The 16619-nt window shown below is 68.9% G+C and carries 18 protein-coding genes; 13 read left to right on the forward strand and 5 right to left on the reverse strand.

All coding sequences use genetic code 11. The annotated features are described in order from the left end of the window. The first annotated feature begins 51 nt into the window (after window positions 1-51). On the forward strand, window positions 52-1629 hold the full coding sequence (locus A4X16_RS16530) for an MFS transporter (protein ID WP_082914531.1): 1578 nt from the start codon (window positions 52-54) through the stop codon (window positions 1627-1629). A gap of 57 nt (window positions 1630-1686) precedes the next feature. On the opposite strand, the gene A4X16_RS16535 is transcribed toward A4X16_RS16530, so the two are convergent. Both A4X16_RS16535 and A4X16_RS16540 read right to left on the reverse strand, forming a co-directional pair. Next, a complete protein-coding gene (locus A4X16_RS16535) occupies window positions 1687-2244 on the reverse strand; it encodes a MarR family winged helix-turn-helix transcriptional regulator (protein ID WP_067122831.1) in 558 nt (185 codons plus the stop codon). After that, window positions 2244-2486 (reverse strand): hypothetical protein, encoded by a 243-nt coding sequence (locus tag A4X16_RS16540; RefSeq protein ID WP_067122834.1) that lies wholly within the window; start codon window positions 2484-2486, stop codon window positions 2244-2246. Before A4X16_RS16540 ends, A4X16_RS16535 begins: the two co-directional genes overlap by 1 nt. Window positions 2487-2611: 125 nt before the next feature. Between A4X16_RS16540 and A4X16_RS16545 the strand changes: the two genes are divergently transcribed. From A4X16_RS16545 to A4X16_RS16580, 8 genes are all read left to right on the forward strand, one after another. Further along, window positions 2612-3052, forward strand: a complete 441-nt coding sequence (locus tag A4X16_RS16545; RefSeq protein ID WP_067122837.1) for a MarR family winged helix-turn-helix transcriptional regulator — start codon at window positions 2612-2614, stop codon at window positions 3050-3052. A 74-nt stretch (window positions 3053-3126) separates the two neighbouring features. Then, on the forward strand, window positions 3127-3459 hold the full coding sequence (locus A4X16_RS16550) for a DUF7882 family protein (protein ID WP_067122959.1): 333 nt from the start codon (window positions 3127-3129) through the stop codon (window positions 3457-3459). 2 nt (window positions 3460-3461) lie between these two features. Next, complete coding sequence (locus A4X16_RS16555) at window positions 3462-3803, forward strand: hypothetical protein (RefSeq protein WP_157560275.1); 342 nt, start codon at window positions 3462-3464, stop codon at window positions 3801-3803. Window positions 3804-3911: 108 nt separating this feature from the next. Next, window positions 3912-5135 carry an MFS transporter gene (locus tag A4X16_RS16560; RefSeq protein WP_067122843.1) on the forward strand — a complete coding sequence of 408 codons (1224 nt, stop codon included), beginning with the start codon at window positions 3912-3914 and terminating at the stop codon, window positions 5133-5135. Between the two features lie 166 nt (window positions 5136-5301). Then, the gene (locus tag A4X16_RS16565) at window positions 5302-6609 is read left to right on the forward strand and encodes an ABC transporter substrate-binding protein (protein WP_067122846.1); all 1308 of its coding nucleotides are present in this window, start codon (window positions 5302-5304) and stop codon (window positions 6607-6609) included. A 64-nt stretch (window positions 6610-6673) separates the two neighbouring features. Beyond that, window positions 6674-7546: a carbohydrate ABC transporter permease gene (locus A4X16_RS16570; protein ID WP_067122849.1), complete on the forward strand. Its 873-nt coding sequence runs from the start codon at window positions 6674-6676 to the stop codon at window positions 7544-7546. Then, the gene (locus tag A4X16_RS16575) at window positions 7543-8436 is read left to right on the forward strand and encodes a carbohydrate ABC transporter permease (protein ID WP_082914533.1); all 894 of its coding nucleotides are present in this window, start codon (window positions 7543-7545) and stop codon (window positions 8434-8436) included. Before A4X16_RS16570 ends, A4X16_RS16575 begins: the two co-directional genes overlap by 4 nt. A 1-nt stretch (window position 8437) precedes the next feature. Next, a complete protein-coding gene (locus tag A4X16_RS16580) occupies window positions 8438-9163 on the forward strand; it encodes an alpha/beta fold hydrolase (RefSeq protein WP_067122852.1) in 726 nt (241 codons plus the stop codon). Between the two features lie 226 nt (window positions 9164-9389). On the opposite strand, the gene A4X16_RS16585 is transcribed toward A4X16_RS16580, so the two are convergent. Genes A4X16_RS16585 through hisD form a run of 3 tightly spaced genes read right to left on the reverse strand, consistent with a single transcriptional unit; the run spans window position 9390 to window position 12234 of the window. Continuing rightward, complete coding sequence (locus A4X16_RS16585) at window positions 9390-10130, reverse strand: HpcH/HpaI aldolase family protein (protein ID WP_067122965.1); 741 nt, start codon at window positions 10128-10130, stop codon at window positions 9390-9392. Between the two features lie 17 nt (window positions 10131-10147). Then, a complete protein-coding gene (locus A4X16_RS16590; RefSeq protein ID WP_067122855.1) occupies window positions 10148-10906 on the reverse strand; it encodes an SDR family NAD(P)-dependent oxidoreductase in 759 nt (252 codons plus the stop codon). Beyond that, window positions 10903-12234 carry a histidinol dehydrogenase gene (gene hisD, locus A4X16_RS16595; RefSeq protein ID WP_067122859.1) on the reverse strand — a complete coding sequence of 444 codons (1332 nt, stop codon included), beginning with the start codon at window positions 12232-12234 and terminating at the stop codon, window positions 10903-10905. Before hisD ends, A4X16_RS16590 begins: the two co-directional genes overlap by 4 nt. 100 nt (window positions 12235-12334) lie before the next feature. On the opposite strand from hisD, the gene A4X16_RS16600 reads away from it, so the two are divergent. From A4X16_RS16600 to A4X16_RS16615, 4 genes are all read left to right on the forward strand, one after another. Then, window positions 12335-13348: a LacI family DNA-binding transcriptional regulator gene (locus A4X16_RS16600; RefSeq protein ID WP_067122862.1), complete on the forward strand. Its 1014-nt coding sequence runs from the start codon at window positions 12335-12337 to the stop codon at window positions 13346-13348. A 146-nt stretch (window positions 13349-13494) separates the two neighbouring features. Then, window positions 13495-14475, forward strand: a complete 981-nt coding sequence (locus tag A4X16_RS16605) for a nuclear transport factor 2 family protein (protein ID WP_067122865.1) — start codon at window positions 13495-13497, stop codon at window positions 14473-14475. A 30-nt stretch (window positions 14476-14505) separates the two neighbouring features. Next, on the forward strand, window positions 14506-15675 hold the full coding sequence (locus A4X16_RS16610; RefSeq protein ID WP_067122867.1) for a cupin domain-containing protein: 1170 nt from the start codon (window positions 14506-14508) through the stop codon (window positions 15673-15675). A gap of 6 nt (window positions 15676-15681) precedes the next feature. After that, entirely contained in the window at window positions 15682-16575 is an 894-nt protein-coding gene (locus A4X16_RS16615) for a nitrilase-related carbon-nitrogen hydrolase (protein ID WP_082914534.1), read from the forward strand. The last annotated feature ends 44 nt before the right edge of the window (window positions 16576-16619 follow it).

Raw genomic sequence — 16619 nt, forward strand, 5'->3', positions numbered from 1 at the left:
TGTCCGGACCGCTCCCGGCGGCCGCGGCAGGAGAGAGAAGAGAACAGCATCATGTCCGATCCCGTGAAGACCGACTCCCTCTGGCGACGCCTCGGACGCCGTCTCGGCCTCCCCTTCGGCCGCGTGGAGGACGAGCCGCGGCGCCTCACGGTCGAGGACGTCACCGTCGTCGACCGCCCGATGCTCCGCCGTGCCGTCGCCGGAACCGTGGTCGGCAACCTCATGGAGTGGTACGACATCGGCGTCTACGGCTACCTCGCCGTCATCATCGGCCGCGCCTTCCTGCCGGACGCGTCGGCCGGCGCGCAGTCGCTGTTCTCGCTCGGCGTGTTCGCCGTCACGTTCGTCGCACGGCCTCTGGGCGGCATCGTGCTCGGTCAGCTCGGCGACCGGATGGGTCGCCAGCGGATCCTCGCCTTCACGCTGATCATGATGGCCGCGGCCACCTTCCTCATCGGCGTGCTGCCGGACTACTCCGTGATCGGCGTCTGGGCGCCGATCCTCCTCATCGTGCTCAAGCTCGCACAGGGCTTCTCGACCGGCGGCGAATACGCCGGCGCGACGACGTTCATCACCGAGTACGCGCCCGATCGGCGGCGCGGGTTCTACGCCTCACTGCTCGACCTGGGCTCGTACATGGGCTTCGCGATCGGAGCGGCCTTCGTGTCGATCCTCCAGCTGACGCTCTCGGCCGACGCGATGCAGGGCTTCTTCTGGCGCGTCCCGTTCCTCGTCGCCCTTCCGCTCGGGCTCGTCGCGATCTACTTCCGCCTCAAGATCGAGGACACCCCGGCCTTCCAGGAGGCGCAGGATGCCGCCGAGCGGGCGGCCGACGAGGCACAGGCGGCTGCGGATGCGCCGAAGGGCGTGATCGCACTGATCCGCGCGTACTGGCGCGAGCTGCTCACGGCCTTCGTCCTCGTGGCCGCCGCGAACACGGTCGGCTACGCGCTCACCTCGTACATGCCCACCTACCTGACGGGCACCCTCGGCTACGACGAGGTGCACGGCACTCTCCTGACGCTGCCGGTGCTCGTCGCGATGGCGCTCTGCGTCCCGCTCACCGGACGGCTCTCCGATCGCATCGGCCGCCGCACGGTGCTGTTCATCGGGTCGGTCTCCGCGATCGTGTTCGCGGTGCCCGCGTTCCTGTTCATGATGCACGGCGAGATCTGGTCCACGGTCCTCGGCCTGGTGCTCCTCGCCTTCCCCGTCACCTTCTACGTCGCGAACCTCGCGTCGTCGCTGCCCGCGCTCTTCCCGACGTCCTCCCGGTACGGAGGCATGGGCATCTCCTACAACCTCGCCGTCGCCCTGTTCGCCGGCACGGCGCCGGTGGTGATGGAGGCGCTCGTGCAGCTGACCGGATCGTCGCTGGCGCCGGCGTTCTACGTGATCGGCACGTCGATCGCCGGATTCATCGCCGTGGTCGTGCTCAAGGAGTCGGCACGGCGACCGCTGCCCGGAGCCATGCCGAGCGTGCAGACCGTCGAGGAGGCGGTCGAGCTCGTCGAGACGCAGGACGAGAACCCCGACCTCGACCTCGACGAGCTCTTCCCCGAGCGCGTCGAGACCGAGACGGAGACCGACGCCGAGACGACCACGAAGGGCGAGCTCGAGCAGAGCTGAGCCCGGTCAGGGCGGGCGGAACGGTGTCCGCCCTGTCGGGACTGCGAGGCCTGGAGGCTACTCGCCCGAGGACTCCGCCTCTTCGTGCGAGCGGATGACGTCGCGCAGCTCCTGATCGAGATCCGAGGCCTCTTCGATCGCCGAGGTCATGCCTGCGAGGAAGCGCGTGACGACCGCGCGCTCCTTGTCGCTCATCTCGTCGACGAGCGCCAGCATCCGCCGGTGCATCGCTCCGAGCGTCGCCCGGACCTCGTCGTCGCTGCTGACGGTGGGGACCACGACGCCGGCACGGCGATCGGTCGGGTGCGGCTCGCGGCGGGCGTGGCCGCCCTTCTCGAGCCGGTCGATGAGCGTGGTGGTGGAGGCGGTGGAGATGTCGAGCATGCGCGCGATGTCGATCGGCCGCACGATGCGCCCGGCCCGCTGCTCGCGCAGCAGGAAGCGCAGGGCGACGAGGTCGGTCTCGTTCATGCCCATGGAGGCGCGGGTGCGCGCGCGCATCGCAGTCTCAGCCGAACGGTAGCGACGCAGCAGGTTGAGCACGTCGACGGTGCTGGCCGTGTCGGCCTCCGGGTACCAGTAGCCGGAGCGGCCGTACTCCTCGGAAGAGCTCATCACGCCACCTCCCCGTCTTCCTCGAGATCCCCCTGCACCTCGCGGTTCAGCATCTCGACGGCGCCGGCCTCGACCTCGGCGGGCACGATGCGCAGCACGCCACCCGTGATCGCGTCGTGCTCGGCGGACACGATCTGATCGAGCCTCCATGAGGGGACGGACGGGAACTGCGTACGCAGTCGATCGAGCATGTCGGCGTACAGGATGTACCCCGCCTCCTCGAAGGTGAACGGCTCGACCATAGGATCCTCTCCCCTGCCAGGCTCCCATCCTCTCATCCGCAGGGAGGGGCTGGTCGCATTGGCATTCGCTAGCCAGCCTGCTTACGTGGTGATCGAGTAGAATGGTTGGCGTCAGGGGGTGACATATGGCTATCAGAACCGACACGACGACGCATCTCGTCCAGCTCGTCGACGCATTGCGGCGCGCCGAGGCGCAACTCGCGCGTCGTCTGGCGGCTGTCCGCGCTCCGAACGACACCGATCGCGAGGCGATGCGCTTCATCCTCGACGCCCCGAAGGAGTCGCCGGTCACGCCCGGCGACCTGGCGACGCATCTGAATGTCAGCACGGCGGCCGTCACGAGCATGCTGCGACGGCTGCAGGATCGCGGCCAGATCGTGATCGCTCCGCACCCCCGCGACGCCCGGTCCAAGGTGCTGCGCCCGTCGCTGCGCGATCTGACCTCCCCGGCCGACGAGCTCACCCAGCGGATCGACGCGCTCTCCGAAGAGTTCACCCCCGAGCAGAGCGAGGCGATCTCGCGATTCCTCCGCCGTCTCACCGAGGAGATCGACGACCTTCCGTGACCCTCACGTTGCGAGATAGCTAGGTAGCCTAGTAATCTTTCTCTCAAGCGAAACACGTGAGACGAGGAGAGATGATGGGCTATCTGACCTACGGCAACACCGGAACCCGCTTCGAGATCGACGACGAGCTGATGGATCATCTGCGCACGGTCGTCGTCACCAAGCTGCGGCGCAACGAGTCGTTCCCGCTGACGGTCCGCGCGGCGTCGGGCGCGTCCGAGACGCTCTGGATCCACGCGTCGATCCCGATGCGCTTCATGACCGAGAACGAGGAGGCGGCCCTCGACCGCACCGTGCTCGTCAGCATGATGAACGCCGCGAACTCCGCACGCGGCCTCGACCTGACCCGCGACGAGTTCGCGACCGCTCCCTCGAAGGCGCGGCGCCTGCACGCCCTGAGCGCCTGACCGTGTCAGCACGAATCAGGGCGGCCGCGAAAGCCGCCGCGGGAGCGAGAGCGAGAGGCGCGGCCAGGTCGCGCGGTCTCTGGGTCGAGGTGGAGCCCGGCTTCCACGTGGGCAACGACCGCCGCCAGTTCCTGGGGTCCGTCACCGGCACACTCGCCGAGGGCTTCACCGCCTTCGGCCCGCAATCGGACTTCGTCGGACGCTTCCCCTCTCTCGACGAGGCGAAGGCAGCCGTCGCCGCGGCATCGGCATCTCGTCCGGATGCGGGGGCGGCAGCATCCGCGTCTGGTCCGGCTGCGTCCGCATCGCGCTCGGATGCCGGGGTGGAAGCGCAGCCGGCGTAAGCGCGGCCGACCGGCGCGAACGGCCTCCGATGCCGGCAGCGGTGACCGCGTCGCGCTGCCTCTGACCGCCGATCCGCAGGCGGTCGCGTTACGTGTACGATCGTACGCATGACTTCCGCCGAAACGATTCGACGCACCTCTCCCGATCGCGCCGCGCGTCGTGCTCGCATCGCGGTCTCGGCGCTGTTCCTCACGAACGGCGCTCTCTTCGCGAACATCCTGCCGCGCTACCCCGAGATCAAGTCCGCCCTGGGGCTCGACAATGTCGCATACGGTCTCGCGATCGCGGCGTTCCCTGCGGGCGCCATCGCGGCGGGACTCCTCGCCGCCGTGCTCATCCGTCGGCTCGGCTCGGCGCGCGTCGCCGTGTTCGGGACCGTGGCGACCGGACTGGGACTCCTCGCCGCGGTGTTCGCGCCGTCGGGATTCGTCTTCGCCGCCATGCTGCTGCTCGGCGGGGCGTCCGACGCCATCACCGACGTCGCGCAGAACGCGCACGGTCTCCGCGTGCAGCGCCGCTACGGCCGCTCGATCATCAACTCGTTCCACGCCATCTGGTCGATCGGTGCGGTGCTCGGCGGGGGCATGGCCGCAGCCGCCATCGCGCTGCAGCTTCCGAGCGGCGTGCACCTCGGCATCTCGACGGCCGTCTTCGCCCTCGTCGCCCTCATCGCCCTCGGCTTCTGCCTACCGGGGCGGGACGAGGAGGAGGACGCGGAGGCGACAGCCGATCCCGCCGAGATGACCGGTGCGGTGCGGCGCGGTGTGCGCCCGCGCACCGTGATGGTCATCATCGCACTGACACTGATCGCCATGGCCGGGGCGGTCGCCGAGGATGCCGGCAACTCCTGGGCGACGCTGTACCTGGCCGACTCCCTCGGTGCGGCGGCCGCGGTCGCACCGCTCGGCTTCATCGCGCTCGTCGGGGCGCAGTTCGTCGGGCGGATGCTCGGCGACGGGATGACCGACCGCTTCGGTCAGCGCGCGGTCGCACGGGTCGGGGGGCTCATCGCCGCGCTCGGCATGACCCTCGCGCTGCTCTTCCCGAGCGTGCCGGGCACCATCGCGGGATTCGCGGCGGTCGGATTCGGCATCGCCACCCTCATCCCGGCGGCCATGCACGCGGCCGACGAGCTGCCCGGACTCCGCGCGGGCGTCGGTCTCACGGTCGTCTCATGGCTGCTGCGGCTCGGATTCCTGCTGTCACCGCCCTTCGTCGGCTTCATCGCCGAGAACGAGAGCCTGCGGGCGGGACTCATCGTGGCGCCGGCCGCCGCCCTCGTCGCCGTCCTGCTCGCGGGGGTGCTCGAGGGCCGGAAGACGCGGGGCTGACGCGCGGTCGGGTGTGTGTGCGAGGATTCCCTCCGGATCCCGCATCTTCTCGATGGGGCGCTCGCCGGGCGCACGAGGGCATGCGTGCACTATACGTATTCAGGGGGCGAAGAATCCGCGAATAAAGGCTTCCCTAAGTCGACTGCATACGTATACCATCAGCGTCATGGGACACATGAAGCATCGGGCACTGCCGGTACTCGCCCTCGCAGCCGTGGGCATGGTCGCCCTCGCCGGCTGCGGCGCCGGGACCCGCACCGACAACGAGAACGCGACAACGGTGTCGTGCGACTACACCGCTCCGGAGGGCAAGACCACGGTCAACGTCCTCGCCTACAACTCCTCGGCGATCGACCCGTTCACCGACACCATGGTATCGAGCTGTTCGACCGACGACGTGACGTTGAAGCACGATCCGATCGATTTCGGAGGGCAGGTGACCAAGACGACGGCGACGCTCGCCGGCGACTCGGGCACGTACGACATCATCGAGACCTATGGATTCGTCATCCCCGGGTTCGGCGAGGAGGAGAAGCTGGTCCCGCTGAACGACCTGTGGGATCAGTACGCCGACGACTACGGCCTCGACGAGATCAGCGAATCGATGGTGGAGGGCATGTCCTATGACGGCGACATCTACGCCATCCCCATGCAGGCGCAGATGTTCGTCATGGCGTACCGCACCGACATCTTCGAGGACCTGGGGCTCGAGGTGCCGACCACCTTCGACGAGATGATCTCGGCGGCCGAGGCGATCAAGGCGGAGGGCCTGATGGAATACCCGATCGCGCTGCCGTGGCTCGCCACCGCCGACGTCACCACCGGGTTCGAGGGTGCGATGAACTCCCTCGGCGCCGACTTCGTCACCGCTGACGGCGAGGTCACGTTGGACACCCCCGAGGCGAAGCAGGCCGTCGAGGCCATGCTCGCGCTGAAGCCCTACATGGACCCGCAGGTCACGACCTTCGACCAGCCGAAGGTGCAGCAGCAGATGTTCAACGGCACCGCCGCCATGTCGATCATGTTCTCCGGTCGCATGTTCGACCTGACCCTTCCCGAGAACTCCAAGCTCTCGGACTCGTTCGGCTTCGCCGGAGCGCCGAAGGTCACGGACGACGCGGAGTACTCGTACAACCGACTGTCCATCGACGGCTGGTCCATCCCGTTCAACACCAAGCTCGACCACGACATGATCTTCCAGATGATGGCCTCCGCGGTCAGCGAAGACGCCTCGAAGGCATCCGTGCCGGCCGCATACCCGGCGAGGGAGGGCATGGTGACCGAGGAGAACTCTCCGTACGGCGCCGCCGCCAACGACTCGATCGCCAGCGCCATGCCGCCGATCGTGTCGCCGATCATCGCCGACATCACCAACGAGATCCGACCGATCCTGGTCTCGATCCTCAACGGCCAGGTCTCGGTCGACGACGGCCTGGCGCAGATGCAGACCGCGGGCGAGAAGATTGCCGGCTGACCGACGGTCGACGACTGTGGCCTGAGCGCGAGTTCAGGCCACAGTCCGTCCAGGAAGGACGCACATGAAGGCACGCGAATTCTGGCTGCTCTTCTTCCCGAGTCTGCTGGTGATGGGCGCACTCCTCGTGCTCCCGCTGGTGCGCACGGTGCAGTGGAGCTTCGAACAGGTTCGGTACGGCAGCCCGGGGACCTTCGTCGGGCTCGAGAACTTCACCGACGCTCTCACCGATCCGCGCTTCCACAAGGCGGTCCTCTTCACCGTCACCGTGACCGTCGTGACCACGGTCATCCTGCTCGTGGCGGGCTATCTCATCGCCACAGGCATCAACCGCATCACGACGTCGAGGCCGCTGGTGCTCGGCATCATGCTCGTCTCATACGTGCTGCCGAACCTCGTCGGGGCGGTGGCGTTCTCGTGGCTGTTCGACGACAACTTCGGCGGGGTGGTCAACCGGCTGATCGCGTTCTTCGGAGGCACCCAGGTGCTGTGGTTCACCGACCAGGTGCCCAACGGCATCCTGGTCATCGCGAACACCGTATGGCACATGCTGCCGTTCGCGATGCTGATCATCCTGGCGGGACTCCAGGGTGTTCCGAACGAGCTGAAGGAGGCCGCCAGGATCGACGGCGCCAACGCCGTGCAGACCCACGTGAGCGTGATCATCCCGACGATCCGCGGGGTGCTCGGCTTCGTGACGCTCATCACGATCATGGATGTGCTGCGCATGTTCGACAACCTGATCCCGCTGTCGCCGCAGGCGCAGAACATCGGCAACGAGTCGATCATGCTCTACGTCTATTCGGTGGCGTTCGCCGACGGCGCCGAGAACCTCGGGCTCGGCAGCGCGATCAACGTCCTGACGATCGTCCTGATCCTCATCATGCTGATCCCCTTCATCCAGGGGATCTTCAAGGAAGCGAAGGCAGAGCGATGAGTCTCACCACTTCCGAGCTCTCGACGAGGGCCATCGTCACGAGCGGCGCATCGAAGCGTCGGCGTCGCGGCCCGCAGCGGCCGCCGGTCGTCACGGGACTGCTCCTCGGCGTCCTCTGCGTGGTGATGCTGAGCCCGTTCATCTGGATGACCCTCTCGGTCACCAAGCCGACCGACGTCGCGTTCGCGAATCCGCCGGTGCTCTGGGACTACCAGCCGACGCTGCAGGCGTTCGTCGACCTGTGGGAGACCACATACTTCGCGGACTACCTGGTCAACACGCTCGTGGTGGCGGTGGTCTCGACCGTGATCGCCCTCGTCATCGGCATCCCAGCGGCGTACGCGCTCTCGCGGTTCCCGAGCTACGTCTCGGCGCTGCTGCTCGTGCTCGCGTTGATCTTCCGTGCGCTGCCGCGCTTCTCGGTCGTGCTGCCGATGTACGACATCAGCCGTGCGCTGGGCATCTACGACACGACGTTCGCGCTGGCCATCGCGCTGGTCGCGATCAACCAGCCGTTCACGATCTGGCTGCTGCGCAACTTCTTCGCCGAGATCCCGCGGGAGCTCGACGAAGCCGCGATGATCGACGGCTGCACGAGGATCGGGATGCTGCGACGGGTCATGATCCCGCTGATGGGACCGGGCATCCTCACCGCCGGCATCTTCGTCTTCCTGTTCGCGTTCCAGGAGTACCTCACGGCGCTCGTGCTGACCGACACCTCGTCCAAGACGGTGCCGGTGTTCATCGCGACGCAGCTCGGGCAGACCCTGCCGATGCTGCAGCAGGCGGGAGCCGCGTCGATGCTGCTCACGATCCCCGTGTTCGTGATCGCCTTCATCGCGCAGAAGTATCTCGTCGCAGGGCTCAGCGACGGCGCGGTCAAGGGCTGACATGCCGCCCCTGGTGCTGCTCGCTGGCATGAACTGCACGCAGGACCTGTGGGCGGATGCCGGATTCGGCGCGGAGGTCGGCGGGGTGGTCCGGCCCCTGTTGGACCACCCCGCCATGCCCGAGCAGGTGGACGCCCTGCTCGCCGAGCTGCCCGAGACGTTCGTGCTGGTCGGGCACTCGCTCGGCGGGATCGTCGGCATGGCGCTCGCGCTCGCCGCACCCCACCGGGTGGCCGGCCTCTGTCTCGTGTCGACCAACGCGAAGGCGCCGACCGAGGCGCAGCGCGACGGATGGCGTTCGTGGCTCTCGCAGCTCGACGGCGGCCTGTCGCCGCGCGCGCTGCAGCAGAGCATCCTCGACCCTTTGCTGGGGGAGGCATTCGCGCACCAGCGTCCCGACCTCGTCACCCGCGTGCTGCGCATGGGAGACGACACCGGTGCCGCCGTGCTGCGCGCCCAGCTCGAGATGCAGCTCACGCGCTCCGATCTGCTGTCGCGCCTCGACGAGCTGCGGATGCCGGTGCTCGTCGTCTCGGGACTCGACGACGTCATCTGCCCGCCGCACTTCCACACCGAGATCGCGTCGCAGGTCGCGGGTGCGCGCCTCGTGTCGCTCGATGCCGGGCACCTGCTGCCGTTGCAGAGGCCGCGGGAATTCGGCGACCTCGTGCGGTCGTGGGGTGCGCAGCACCGGTTCGCCGTGCCCGCTGCATCCGTTCGCCGGTAGGCGGCACCGCGCGGTCCCTTCCGGAATGGAGGAGGACTGCCCGCATGAAGGAGCGGATGCCCGAACCGCTCCTTCATTCCGGTGTCCTCTTTCAGGGCAGGTGCGCGTCCGCGACGCGATGGGCGGAGAACGCCTCGATGGGCGGACGCTCTCGCCGTGAGCATCCGCCCATCAGGGAGTTCTCCGCCCGCGGCGACGTGCTTTCGACGCGGGGCGGGTGCGGGCGTCAGCGCGCGGGCGACGCCAGGCCGCGCAGATGCGCCATGAGCGACGACGTGAGGTTGTAGACGACGAGGTCGGCGCCGTCGGCGAACGCCGCGCTCGCCGCATCCCGCGTGCCGACGATGTCCATGCGCAGCGAGCCGGCCTGGGCGAGCGCCGAGTGCACGGCGTCGATCGCCTCGAGCACGGGGGGATCGTCGGCGGTCGAGGATGCCGCGAGGTCGGCCGGTCCGACCATGACGCCGTCGAACCGGGGCACCGACGCGATCGCCTCAGCGTTCCCGACCCCCCGGGGCGACTCGATCATGCCCATCACGAGCGTGTTCTCGAGCCACCACGCGAGGTGGTCCGCCGGAGCGACCAGGCCGAACCGGCCCGCACGGCTGTACGTCGCGAACCCGCGACCGCCGAGCGGCGGGTACATCGCGGCGTCAACGAGCGCAGCGGCATCCTCCTCCGTGTCGAGGTGCGGGGCGAGGATGCCCTCCGCGCCCTGGTCGAGCACACGGAGGATCTGTCCGCGGTCCCCCTCGCCGACCCGCACGATCACCGGCACGCCGTGCGCCGCGGCGACGGCGATGTGCTGGCGGAGGGCGGCGATGTCGGCCGGTCCGTGCTCGCAGTCGATCAGCACGAAGTCGAAGTCCGCGACGGCGAGCATCTCGACGAGCTCTTCCGAGGGCATCCGCAGCAGCGCGCCGACGAGCTTCTCGCCGGCGCGCGCCCGCGACCGCAACGATGCCATCACGCGATGCTGCTCGATCACGCGACCATCCCCGCCGACAGGTCGACGTCGGCGCCGCACATGCCCGGCATCCCGAGCATGGCGATCACCGCGGCGCCGACCTCCTCCTCCGTGACCATGCGCCCGAGAGCCGCGCGTGAGACGAACGCCTGCTCGGCGTCGTCGACGCTCGTGCCCGATCTCTCCGCCTCGAGGCGGAAGTTGCGCTCCATCCGCGGCCCCTGCACCGGCCCAGGCGACAGCGTATTGACGCGCACCCCGGCCGGCCCGACCTCGAATGCCAGCGTCGACGTCAGGCCGATCACCGCCATCTTCGATGCGCAGTACGGCGTGCGGTGCGCGAGGGGGCGCTTGCCCGACACGGATGAGACGTTGATGACGTCGCCGCCGCCGCGCGCGACCATGCCGGGCAGCAGCGCTTTGCACAGCAGGAACGTGCCGCGCACGTTCACCGCGAACACCTCGTCCCAGGCGTCGACGTCGATGTCGGTCAGCGCCGCGACCGGACCGGGGATGCCCGCGTTGTTGACGAGGATCGACACCTCGGTGCCTTCGAGCCGGCAGCGGAGCGCGTCGACGGATGCCGTGTCCGATACGTCGCACGCGATGCCGCGAGCCCGTGAGCCGAGCGCCGCCACGACGCCGTCGAGCTTCTGCGCGTCTCGCCCGACGACCACGACCTCAGCGCCGGCGGCATGCAGCGCACGGGCGATCGCCGCCCCCAGCCCGCTGCCGCCGCCGGTCACCACGGCCGTGCGACCGGCGAGGTCGGTCATCGCGACTCCGCGCCGACGGCCGACTGGCTCTCCTCGATCCACGGGAACTCGGCGCCGGTGTGCCGCCAGACGCGGGCGTCGCCCGAGCGGGCATGACCCTCGAACAGCTCGACGCGGGCGGCCCTGCCGCACACGGCGCCGAGCTCGGCCGACGACTCGGTGTTCCGGATCTCCTGGTACGTCACGGTGCGCAGGTACTTGCCGACCCAGAGGCCGCCCGTGTATCGGGCCGCACCGAGCGTGGGGAGCACGTGGTTGGTGCCGATGACCTTGTCGCCGTAGGAGACGCAGGTGTTCTCGCCGAGGAAGAGGGCGCCGTAGTCGTGCATCCTCGTCAGCGCCTCGCGAGGGTTCTCGGTGAAGATCTGCACGTGCTCGAACGCGAAGTCGTCGGCGATCCGGTAGGCCTCGTCGAGGTCGTCGGCCACGATCACCTGACCCCAGTCGCGCCAGGCCGGACCGGCGTAGTCGCGCGTCGGCATGCCGGGGAGGATCCTGTCGATCCAGTCGATGACCTGTTCGGCGAGATCCTTCGAGGTCGTGATGAGCACGGCGGGGGAGTCGGGTCCGTGCTCGGCCTGTGAGAGCAGGTCGACCGCGGTGAAGAAGGGATCGGCGTGCTCGTCGGCGACGATGAGGATCTCGGTGGGTCCGGCGAAGAGGTCGATCCCGACCTCGCCGAACAGCTGGCGCTTCGCCTCGGCGACGTAGGCGTTGCCGGGGCCCGCGATCATGTTGACGGGCTCGATGGTGTCGGTGCCCACCGCCATGGCCGCGACGGCCTGCACCCCGCCGAGGATGTAGATCTCGTCGGCGCCCGCCAGCTTCATGGCGGCGACGGTCGCGGCGGGGATCTCGCCGCGGATCGGCGGCGTGCACGCGACGACCCGCGGAACGCCGGCGACCTTCGCCGTGATGATCGTCATGTGCGCTGAGGCCGTGAGCGGGTACTTGCCTCCGGGGATGTAGGCGCCCGCGGCCTGAACCGGCACGTGCTTCTGCCCGAGGAAGACGCCGGGCAGGGTCTCGACCTCGATGTCGACGAGTGAATCGCGCTGCGCCCGGGCGAACCGCCGCACCTGCGCCTGCACGAACTCGATGTCGGTGATCACCTGCGGGTCGAGCGTGCCCATGATGCGGTCGATCTCGGAATCCGACAGCCGGTAGGACTCAGGGCTCCACTTGTCGAACTGCTCCGCGTAGCGGCGCACGGCGGCGTCGCCGTTCTCGCGGATGTCGCCGATGATCGACCGTACGCGCTCAGCGACGTCCTGCTGAGCGGTGTCCGCGAACGTCTTCGTCGGCGCGGTCTTCAGATGCAGGGGCATGGCCCTTCCTCTCTTTGCATACGTATGTGTCGATTATGACCGCGTATGCATTCGGAGGTCAAGAGCAGTAGAATCCGGGGGACAGAGGGGGAGGCGTCAGATGGTCGTCACCAGCCGTGATGTCGCTCGCCTCGCGGGCGTGTCCCAGCCGACCGTGTCGCGCGCACTCCGCGACGACGCGCGGGTGTCCGAGGCGACGAAGCTGCGGGTGCGCGAGGCGGCCCAGCTGCTCGGCTACGTGCCGAGCGAGGCGGGGCGCGCGCTGTCGTCGGGGCGCACGCGCCGCATCGGGCTGCTGCTCACCGACCTCGACAACCAGTTCTACTCGCACATCATCGCGCCGGTGCACCGCGAGCTCGAGGCCCTCGGCTACCAGCTGATGCTGCACACCGAGACGGCCGACAACGACACGATCGTCGAGCGCCTGCTCGCGAACGGTCTCGACGGGGTGATCCTCGCCACCACCACCGTCGACTCGGTCGCACCGCTCCGCCTCAAGGATCGCGGTCTGCCGTTCGTGTACTTCAACCGCACGGGATCGATGGTCGACGCGGACGCGACGGTGGTCGACCCCGCCCCCGGATATCGGGATGCCGTCGCCCGGGCCGTCGAGCTCGGGCACCGTCGTATCGGCGCGGTGCTGGGCCCGAGCAACACGAGCACGGCGCAGAGCCGCGAGGCCGCGCTGCGCGACGCCCTTCTCGCGCATGGCCTGTCCTTGACGGAGCGGGCGACGAGGCGGGTGCCGTACGGCGCGGAGGAGGGCGAGGCCGCGGCTGCCGAGCTGCTGTCGCTGAGTGACCGGCCGACCCTGCTGGTGTGCGGCAACGACGTCGTGGCATACGGCGCGCTGAACGCCGCGCATCGCGCCGGGCTCGCCGTGCCGGGAGATCTGTCGGTGATCGGCTTCGACGACCTTCCCGAGGCGGCCTGGCCCATCATCGACCTGGCGACCGTGGGGTACGACATCGCCGGCATGGCCCGCGCTGCGGCGGACCTCATCGTCCGCCGCATCGAGGACCCGACCGCCGCTCGCGAGCACACGCGGTTCGAGTCGACGTTCGTGCCGCGCAGCACGCTGGCCGCGGCATCCGCGGACCGGCGCCCCGCCTAGGGCCGCGACAGGGAGGCGGCCGCCCACTGTCCACCGTGTGCGCAGCGTCCTCTCTGGCGTCGTTGTGTGCATACGCATACACTGGCGATCACGAAGCCTGCGATCACCGATGAACCGCTGGCTCGGATCTCGAAGGAGTGAAACGCGTGTCTCTCGACCCGGTCGCCTATCTGCCGTACAAAGACCCCGACGACTTCATCCGTGAGGTGACCGATCTGATCTGGGTCGACCGGTCGATCAGCTACATCCGTGAGAACTACGAACCCGATTCCATCGTGCACGGCGCCTACGGCACCTCCACGACCCGTCAGGAGGTGATCGAGGGGACGCTGATGCGCATCTCCGCGACCCCCGACCGCACCGGACAGGCGGAGGACGTGATCTGGGAGGCCCGCGGAGACGACGCGTTCCTCAGCTCGCACCTCGTGCTGTCGGGGCACCTGCAGACCTCGTCGCACAGCCGGACGATCGCCAACTGCCTCTACCGCAAGGGGCGCATGGTCGAGGAGTGGGTCGTGCGCGACTCGCTGGCGGGCGCGCTCGAGCGCGGCGACGACCTCGACGAGCTCGCGAGGGCGCAGGCCTTCCGCGGGTACACCGGGTCGTGGACCGAGCCCGCACCCGCCGACCCGATCGCGAAGGGCGACTCGGGTGTGCGCCCCGACGAGTACCGCTCCGAGATCGAGACCGTGATCGACATGATCCAGACGGTGTGGAACGACCGCGATCTCCAGAAGGTCGAGAAGTTCTTCCACCGCGACCTCGTGCTCCTCACCGTCGGCAACCGGGTCGTCATCCGTCCCGAGGGCTACCGCCGGGCGCTGCTGCGATTCCTCGAGGCCTTCCCGGCCGGTCAGTTCGAGATCCGCGACATCCAGACCAACTACGACGTGCGATACGCCGGCCTCCGGGTCGCGGTGACCTGGAAGTTCACCGGCGCGTACAACGGGGTGCCCAACTACGGCCCGCTCACCGGCAAGCCGGTCGACGTGCTGGGCATCTCGCAGTTCACCTTCCACAACGGCGCCCTCGTCAAGGAGGTGCGCCTGTGGGACGACATCGCCCTCCGGGCCCAGATCGCCGGCATGCGCGGCGACGAGCCGGTCGGCCCGAGCAACATCTACTGATCAGCGACTGATCGACAAGGAGAAGAAGGAATGAGCAACGCCATCGTCGACACGACCGACGTCATCGTCGACGCGAACGAGATCGAACGCCGCACCATCCGTCGCACCGACTGGGTGCCGTGCAACTCGGCGTTCATCGACTGCCGCACCCCGGGATCCGACCGCAAGGAGAACTACTCCTTCATCGGCGTCGGCGTCTCGCAGAACGCGAGCCAGTATGTGAACCTCGAGGTGAACCACGGCTTTAACACCGGTGCCGCGGGCATGCCCAACGGCATCTCGAACAACCTGCACCTGCACTTCACCGCCGAGGTCTTCATCAACCTCGGCGGCGCGTTCCGCCTGCGGTGGGGCGTCGACGGCAAGCAGGGCGAGTACATCAGCCACGACGGCGACATCGTCACGATCCCCACCTGGATCTTCCGCGGTTTCACGAACGAGGGGCCCGACGACGGCATCCTCTACACGGTGCTCGGTCGCGACGACAACGGCGGCATCATCTGGGGTCCGTCGGTGCTGCGCGAGGCGGAGTCGTACGGTCTGCACCTCACCGCCGACAACAAGCTGATCGACACGGTCGCGGGCGACGAGCTGCCCGACGATGTGGCGCTCATCGAGCCCATGAAGCAGCACTACATCGACGAGCTCACGACGTACACGCTCGACGACATGCGCTCGCGCGTCATCCAGCCGGGCGACCGCAGGTACTCGGCGGCCGCGCTGCTGTGCGCGGCGGTCGACGGCGGCCGCGTCGAGCTCGCCACCGCCATCGGCTACGGCATGAGCGAGAACCGTCGCCAGGTTCCGAACGTGCACGAGCCCCACTCCTTCAACCTCGCATGGGTCAAGGCCGAGCCGGGGCAGGGCGTGCTGCGCCACCGTCACGAGAAGACGCAGGCGCTGCTGTTCAAGACCGGCCGCTGGGAGGTCACCCTCAACGGCGACCCGTCGACGACCGTGAACCTCGGCGCCGGCGACACGTTCTCCGTGCCGGAGGGCTCATGGCGCTCATACGTCTGCGTCGAGGGTGACGAATCGGGCTCCGGCACGGTGCTCGTGATCAACGGCGGCGACGACCGCGTCTACCTCGAGTGGGCGCCCGAAGTCGTCGAGGCCGCGGCGGCCGCCGACTGGACGATCGACCCCAACGGCTACCTCGCGCCGCTCGGCGTCATGGTCACCGCCACGGAAGACGACTGAGCCCGGATGATCCACGACGAAGGGGCGCGGGGAGCCGATGGCTCTCCGCGCCCCGCGCTTGCCGCCGGACATGCGGATGCCGAGTCGGATGCTTCCGCGGATGCCGCCGCGTTGCGGGTCGCCGCGCTCTCGCCCGAGATCGTGATCGGCGACGTCGACGGCAACCTCGACCGCATCCGCTCGGCCATCCTGGCCGCCGCGCGACGCGACGCGCAGCTCATCGTGCTGCCCGAGCTCGCGACCAGCGGATACGTCTTCGCCGACCGCGATGAGGCGACGGCCGCGGCACTGACCGTCGATGATCCGCGATGGACCGCAGTGCAGGAGGCGATCCCCGCAGGGGGGGTCGTCGTCGTCGGATACGCGGAGATCGACGGGCCCCGCCTGTTCAACACGGCGGCCGTTCTGACGCCCTCGGAACGTCTCGCCGACTATCGCAAGGCGCACCTGTGGGGAGCCGAGAAGTTCGTGTTCGACGTCGGCGCCGAGGCCGGCGTGGTGGTCGACGCACCCTTCGGGCGGCTCGGGGTGGCGCTCTGCTACGACAACGAGTTCCCGGAGGTGCCGAGACGCCTGGCGCTCGACGGTGCCGACGTGCTGGCTCTGCCGGTGAACTGGCCGCTCGTGCCGAGACCCGAGGGCGAGCATGCGCCCGAGCTGATCCAGGCGATGGCCGCGGCGCGGTCCTCGCGCGTGCCGGTCGTGATCGCGGATCGCTGGGGCGCCGAGCGCGGCGTCGACTGGACCGACGGCACGGCGATCATCGATGAGCAGGGCTGGATCGTCGCGTTCCGCGCGGTCATGGGGGCGACCGCGGTGCTGTCGATCGACGCGGCGCGCGAGAAGTCGCTGCCGCCGCACAACCACCTGTTCGACGACCGCCGCGCCGACCTGTACTGACGCGATCCGGGTTTCCTGACGCGCGGTGCGGGGTCCTGAGCCGG

The sequence above is a fragment of the Microbacterium sp. H83 genome, assembly GCF_001650405.1.
Classification (GTDB): Bacteria; Actinomycetota; Actinomycetes; order Actinomycetales; family Microbacteriaceae; genus Microbacterium.

Excerpts from the sequence above, each read along its gene's own strand:
- A4X16_RS16565 (WP_067122846.1), top strand. The coding sequence starts at position 5,302 with ATGGGACACATGAAGCATCGGGCACTGCCGGTACTCGCCCTCGCAGCC.
- A4X16_RS16590 (WP_067122855.1), bottom strand. The coding sequence starts at position 10,906 with ATGACCGACCTCGCCGGTCGCACGGCCGTGGTGACCGGCGGCGGCAGC.
- A4X16_RS16585 (WP_067122965.1), bottom strand. The coding sequence starts at position 10,130 with ATGGCATCGTTGCGGTCGCGGGCGCGCGCCGGCGAGAAGCTCGTCGGC.
- A4X16_RS16570 (WP_067122849.1), top strand. The coding sequence starts at position 6,674 with ATGAAGGCACGCGAATTCTGGCTGCTCTTCTTCCCGAGTCTGCTGGTG.
- A4X16_RS16575 (WP_082914533.1), top strand. The coding sequence starts at position 7,543 with ATGAGTCTCACCACTTCCGAGCTCTCGACGAGGGCCATCGTCACGAGC.
- A4X16_RS16550 (WP_067122959.1), top strand. The coding sequence starts at position 3,127 with ATGGGCTATCTGACCTACGGCAACACCGGAACCCGCTTCGAGATCGAC.
- A4X16_RS16540 (WP_067122834.1), bottom strand. The coding sequence starts at position 2,486 with ATGGTCGAGCCGTTCACCTTCGAGGAGGCGGGGTACATCCTGTACGCC.
- A4X16_RS16535 (WP_067122831.1), bottom strand. The coding sequence starts at position 2,244 with ATGAGCTCTTCCGAGGAGTACGGCCGCTCCGGCTACTGGTACCCGGAG.
- A4X16_RS16560 (WP_067122843.1), top strand. The coding sequence starts at position 3,912 with ATGACTTCCGCCGAAACGATTCGACGCACCTCTCCCGATCGCGCCGCG.
- A4X16_RS16610 (WP_067122867.1), top strand. The coding sequence starts at position 14,506 with ATGAGCAACGCCATCGTCGACACGACCGACGTCATCGTCGACGCGAAC.
- A4X16_RS16580 (WP_067122852.1), top strand. The coding sequence starts at position 8,438 with ATGCCGCCCCTGGTGCTGCTCGCTGGCATGAACTGCACGCAGGACCTG.
- A4X16_RS16545 (WP_067122837.1), top strand. The coding sequence starts at position 2,612 with ATGGCTATCAGAACCGACACGACGACGCATCTCGTCCAGCTCGTCGAC.
- A4X16_RS16615 (WP_082914534.1), top strand. The coding sequence starts at position 15,682 with ATGATCCACGACGAAGGGGCGCGGGGAGCCGATGGCTCTCCGCGCCCC.
- hisD (WP_067122859.1), bottom strand. The coding sequence starts at position 12,234 with ATGCCCCTGCATCTGAAGACCGCGCCGACGAAGACGTTCGCGGACACC.
- A4X16_RS16600 (WP_067122862.1), top strand. The coding sequence starts at position 12,335 with ATGGTCGTCACCAGCCGTGATGTCGCTCGCCTCGCGGGCGTGTCCCAG.
- A4X16_RS16530 (WP_082914531.1), top strand. The coding sequence starts at position 52 with ATGTCCGATCCCGTGAAGACCGACTCCCTCTGGCGACGCCTCGGACGC.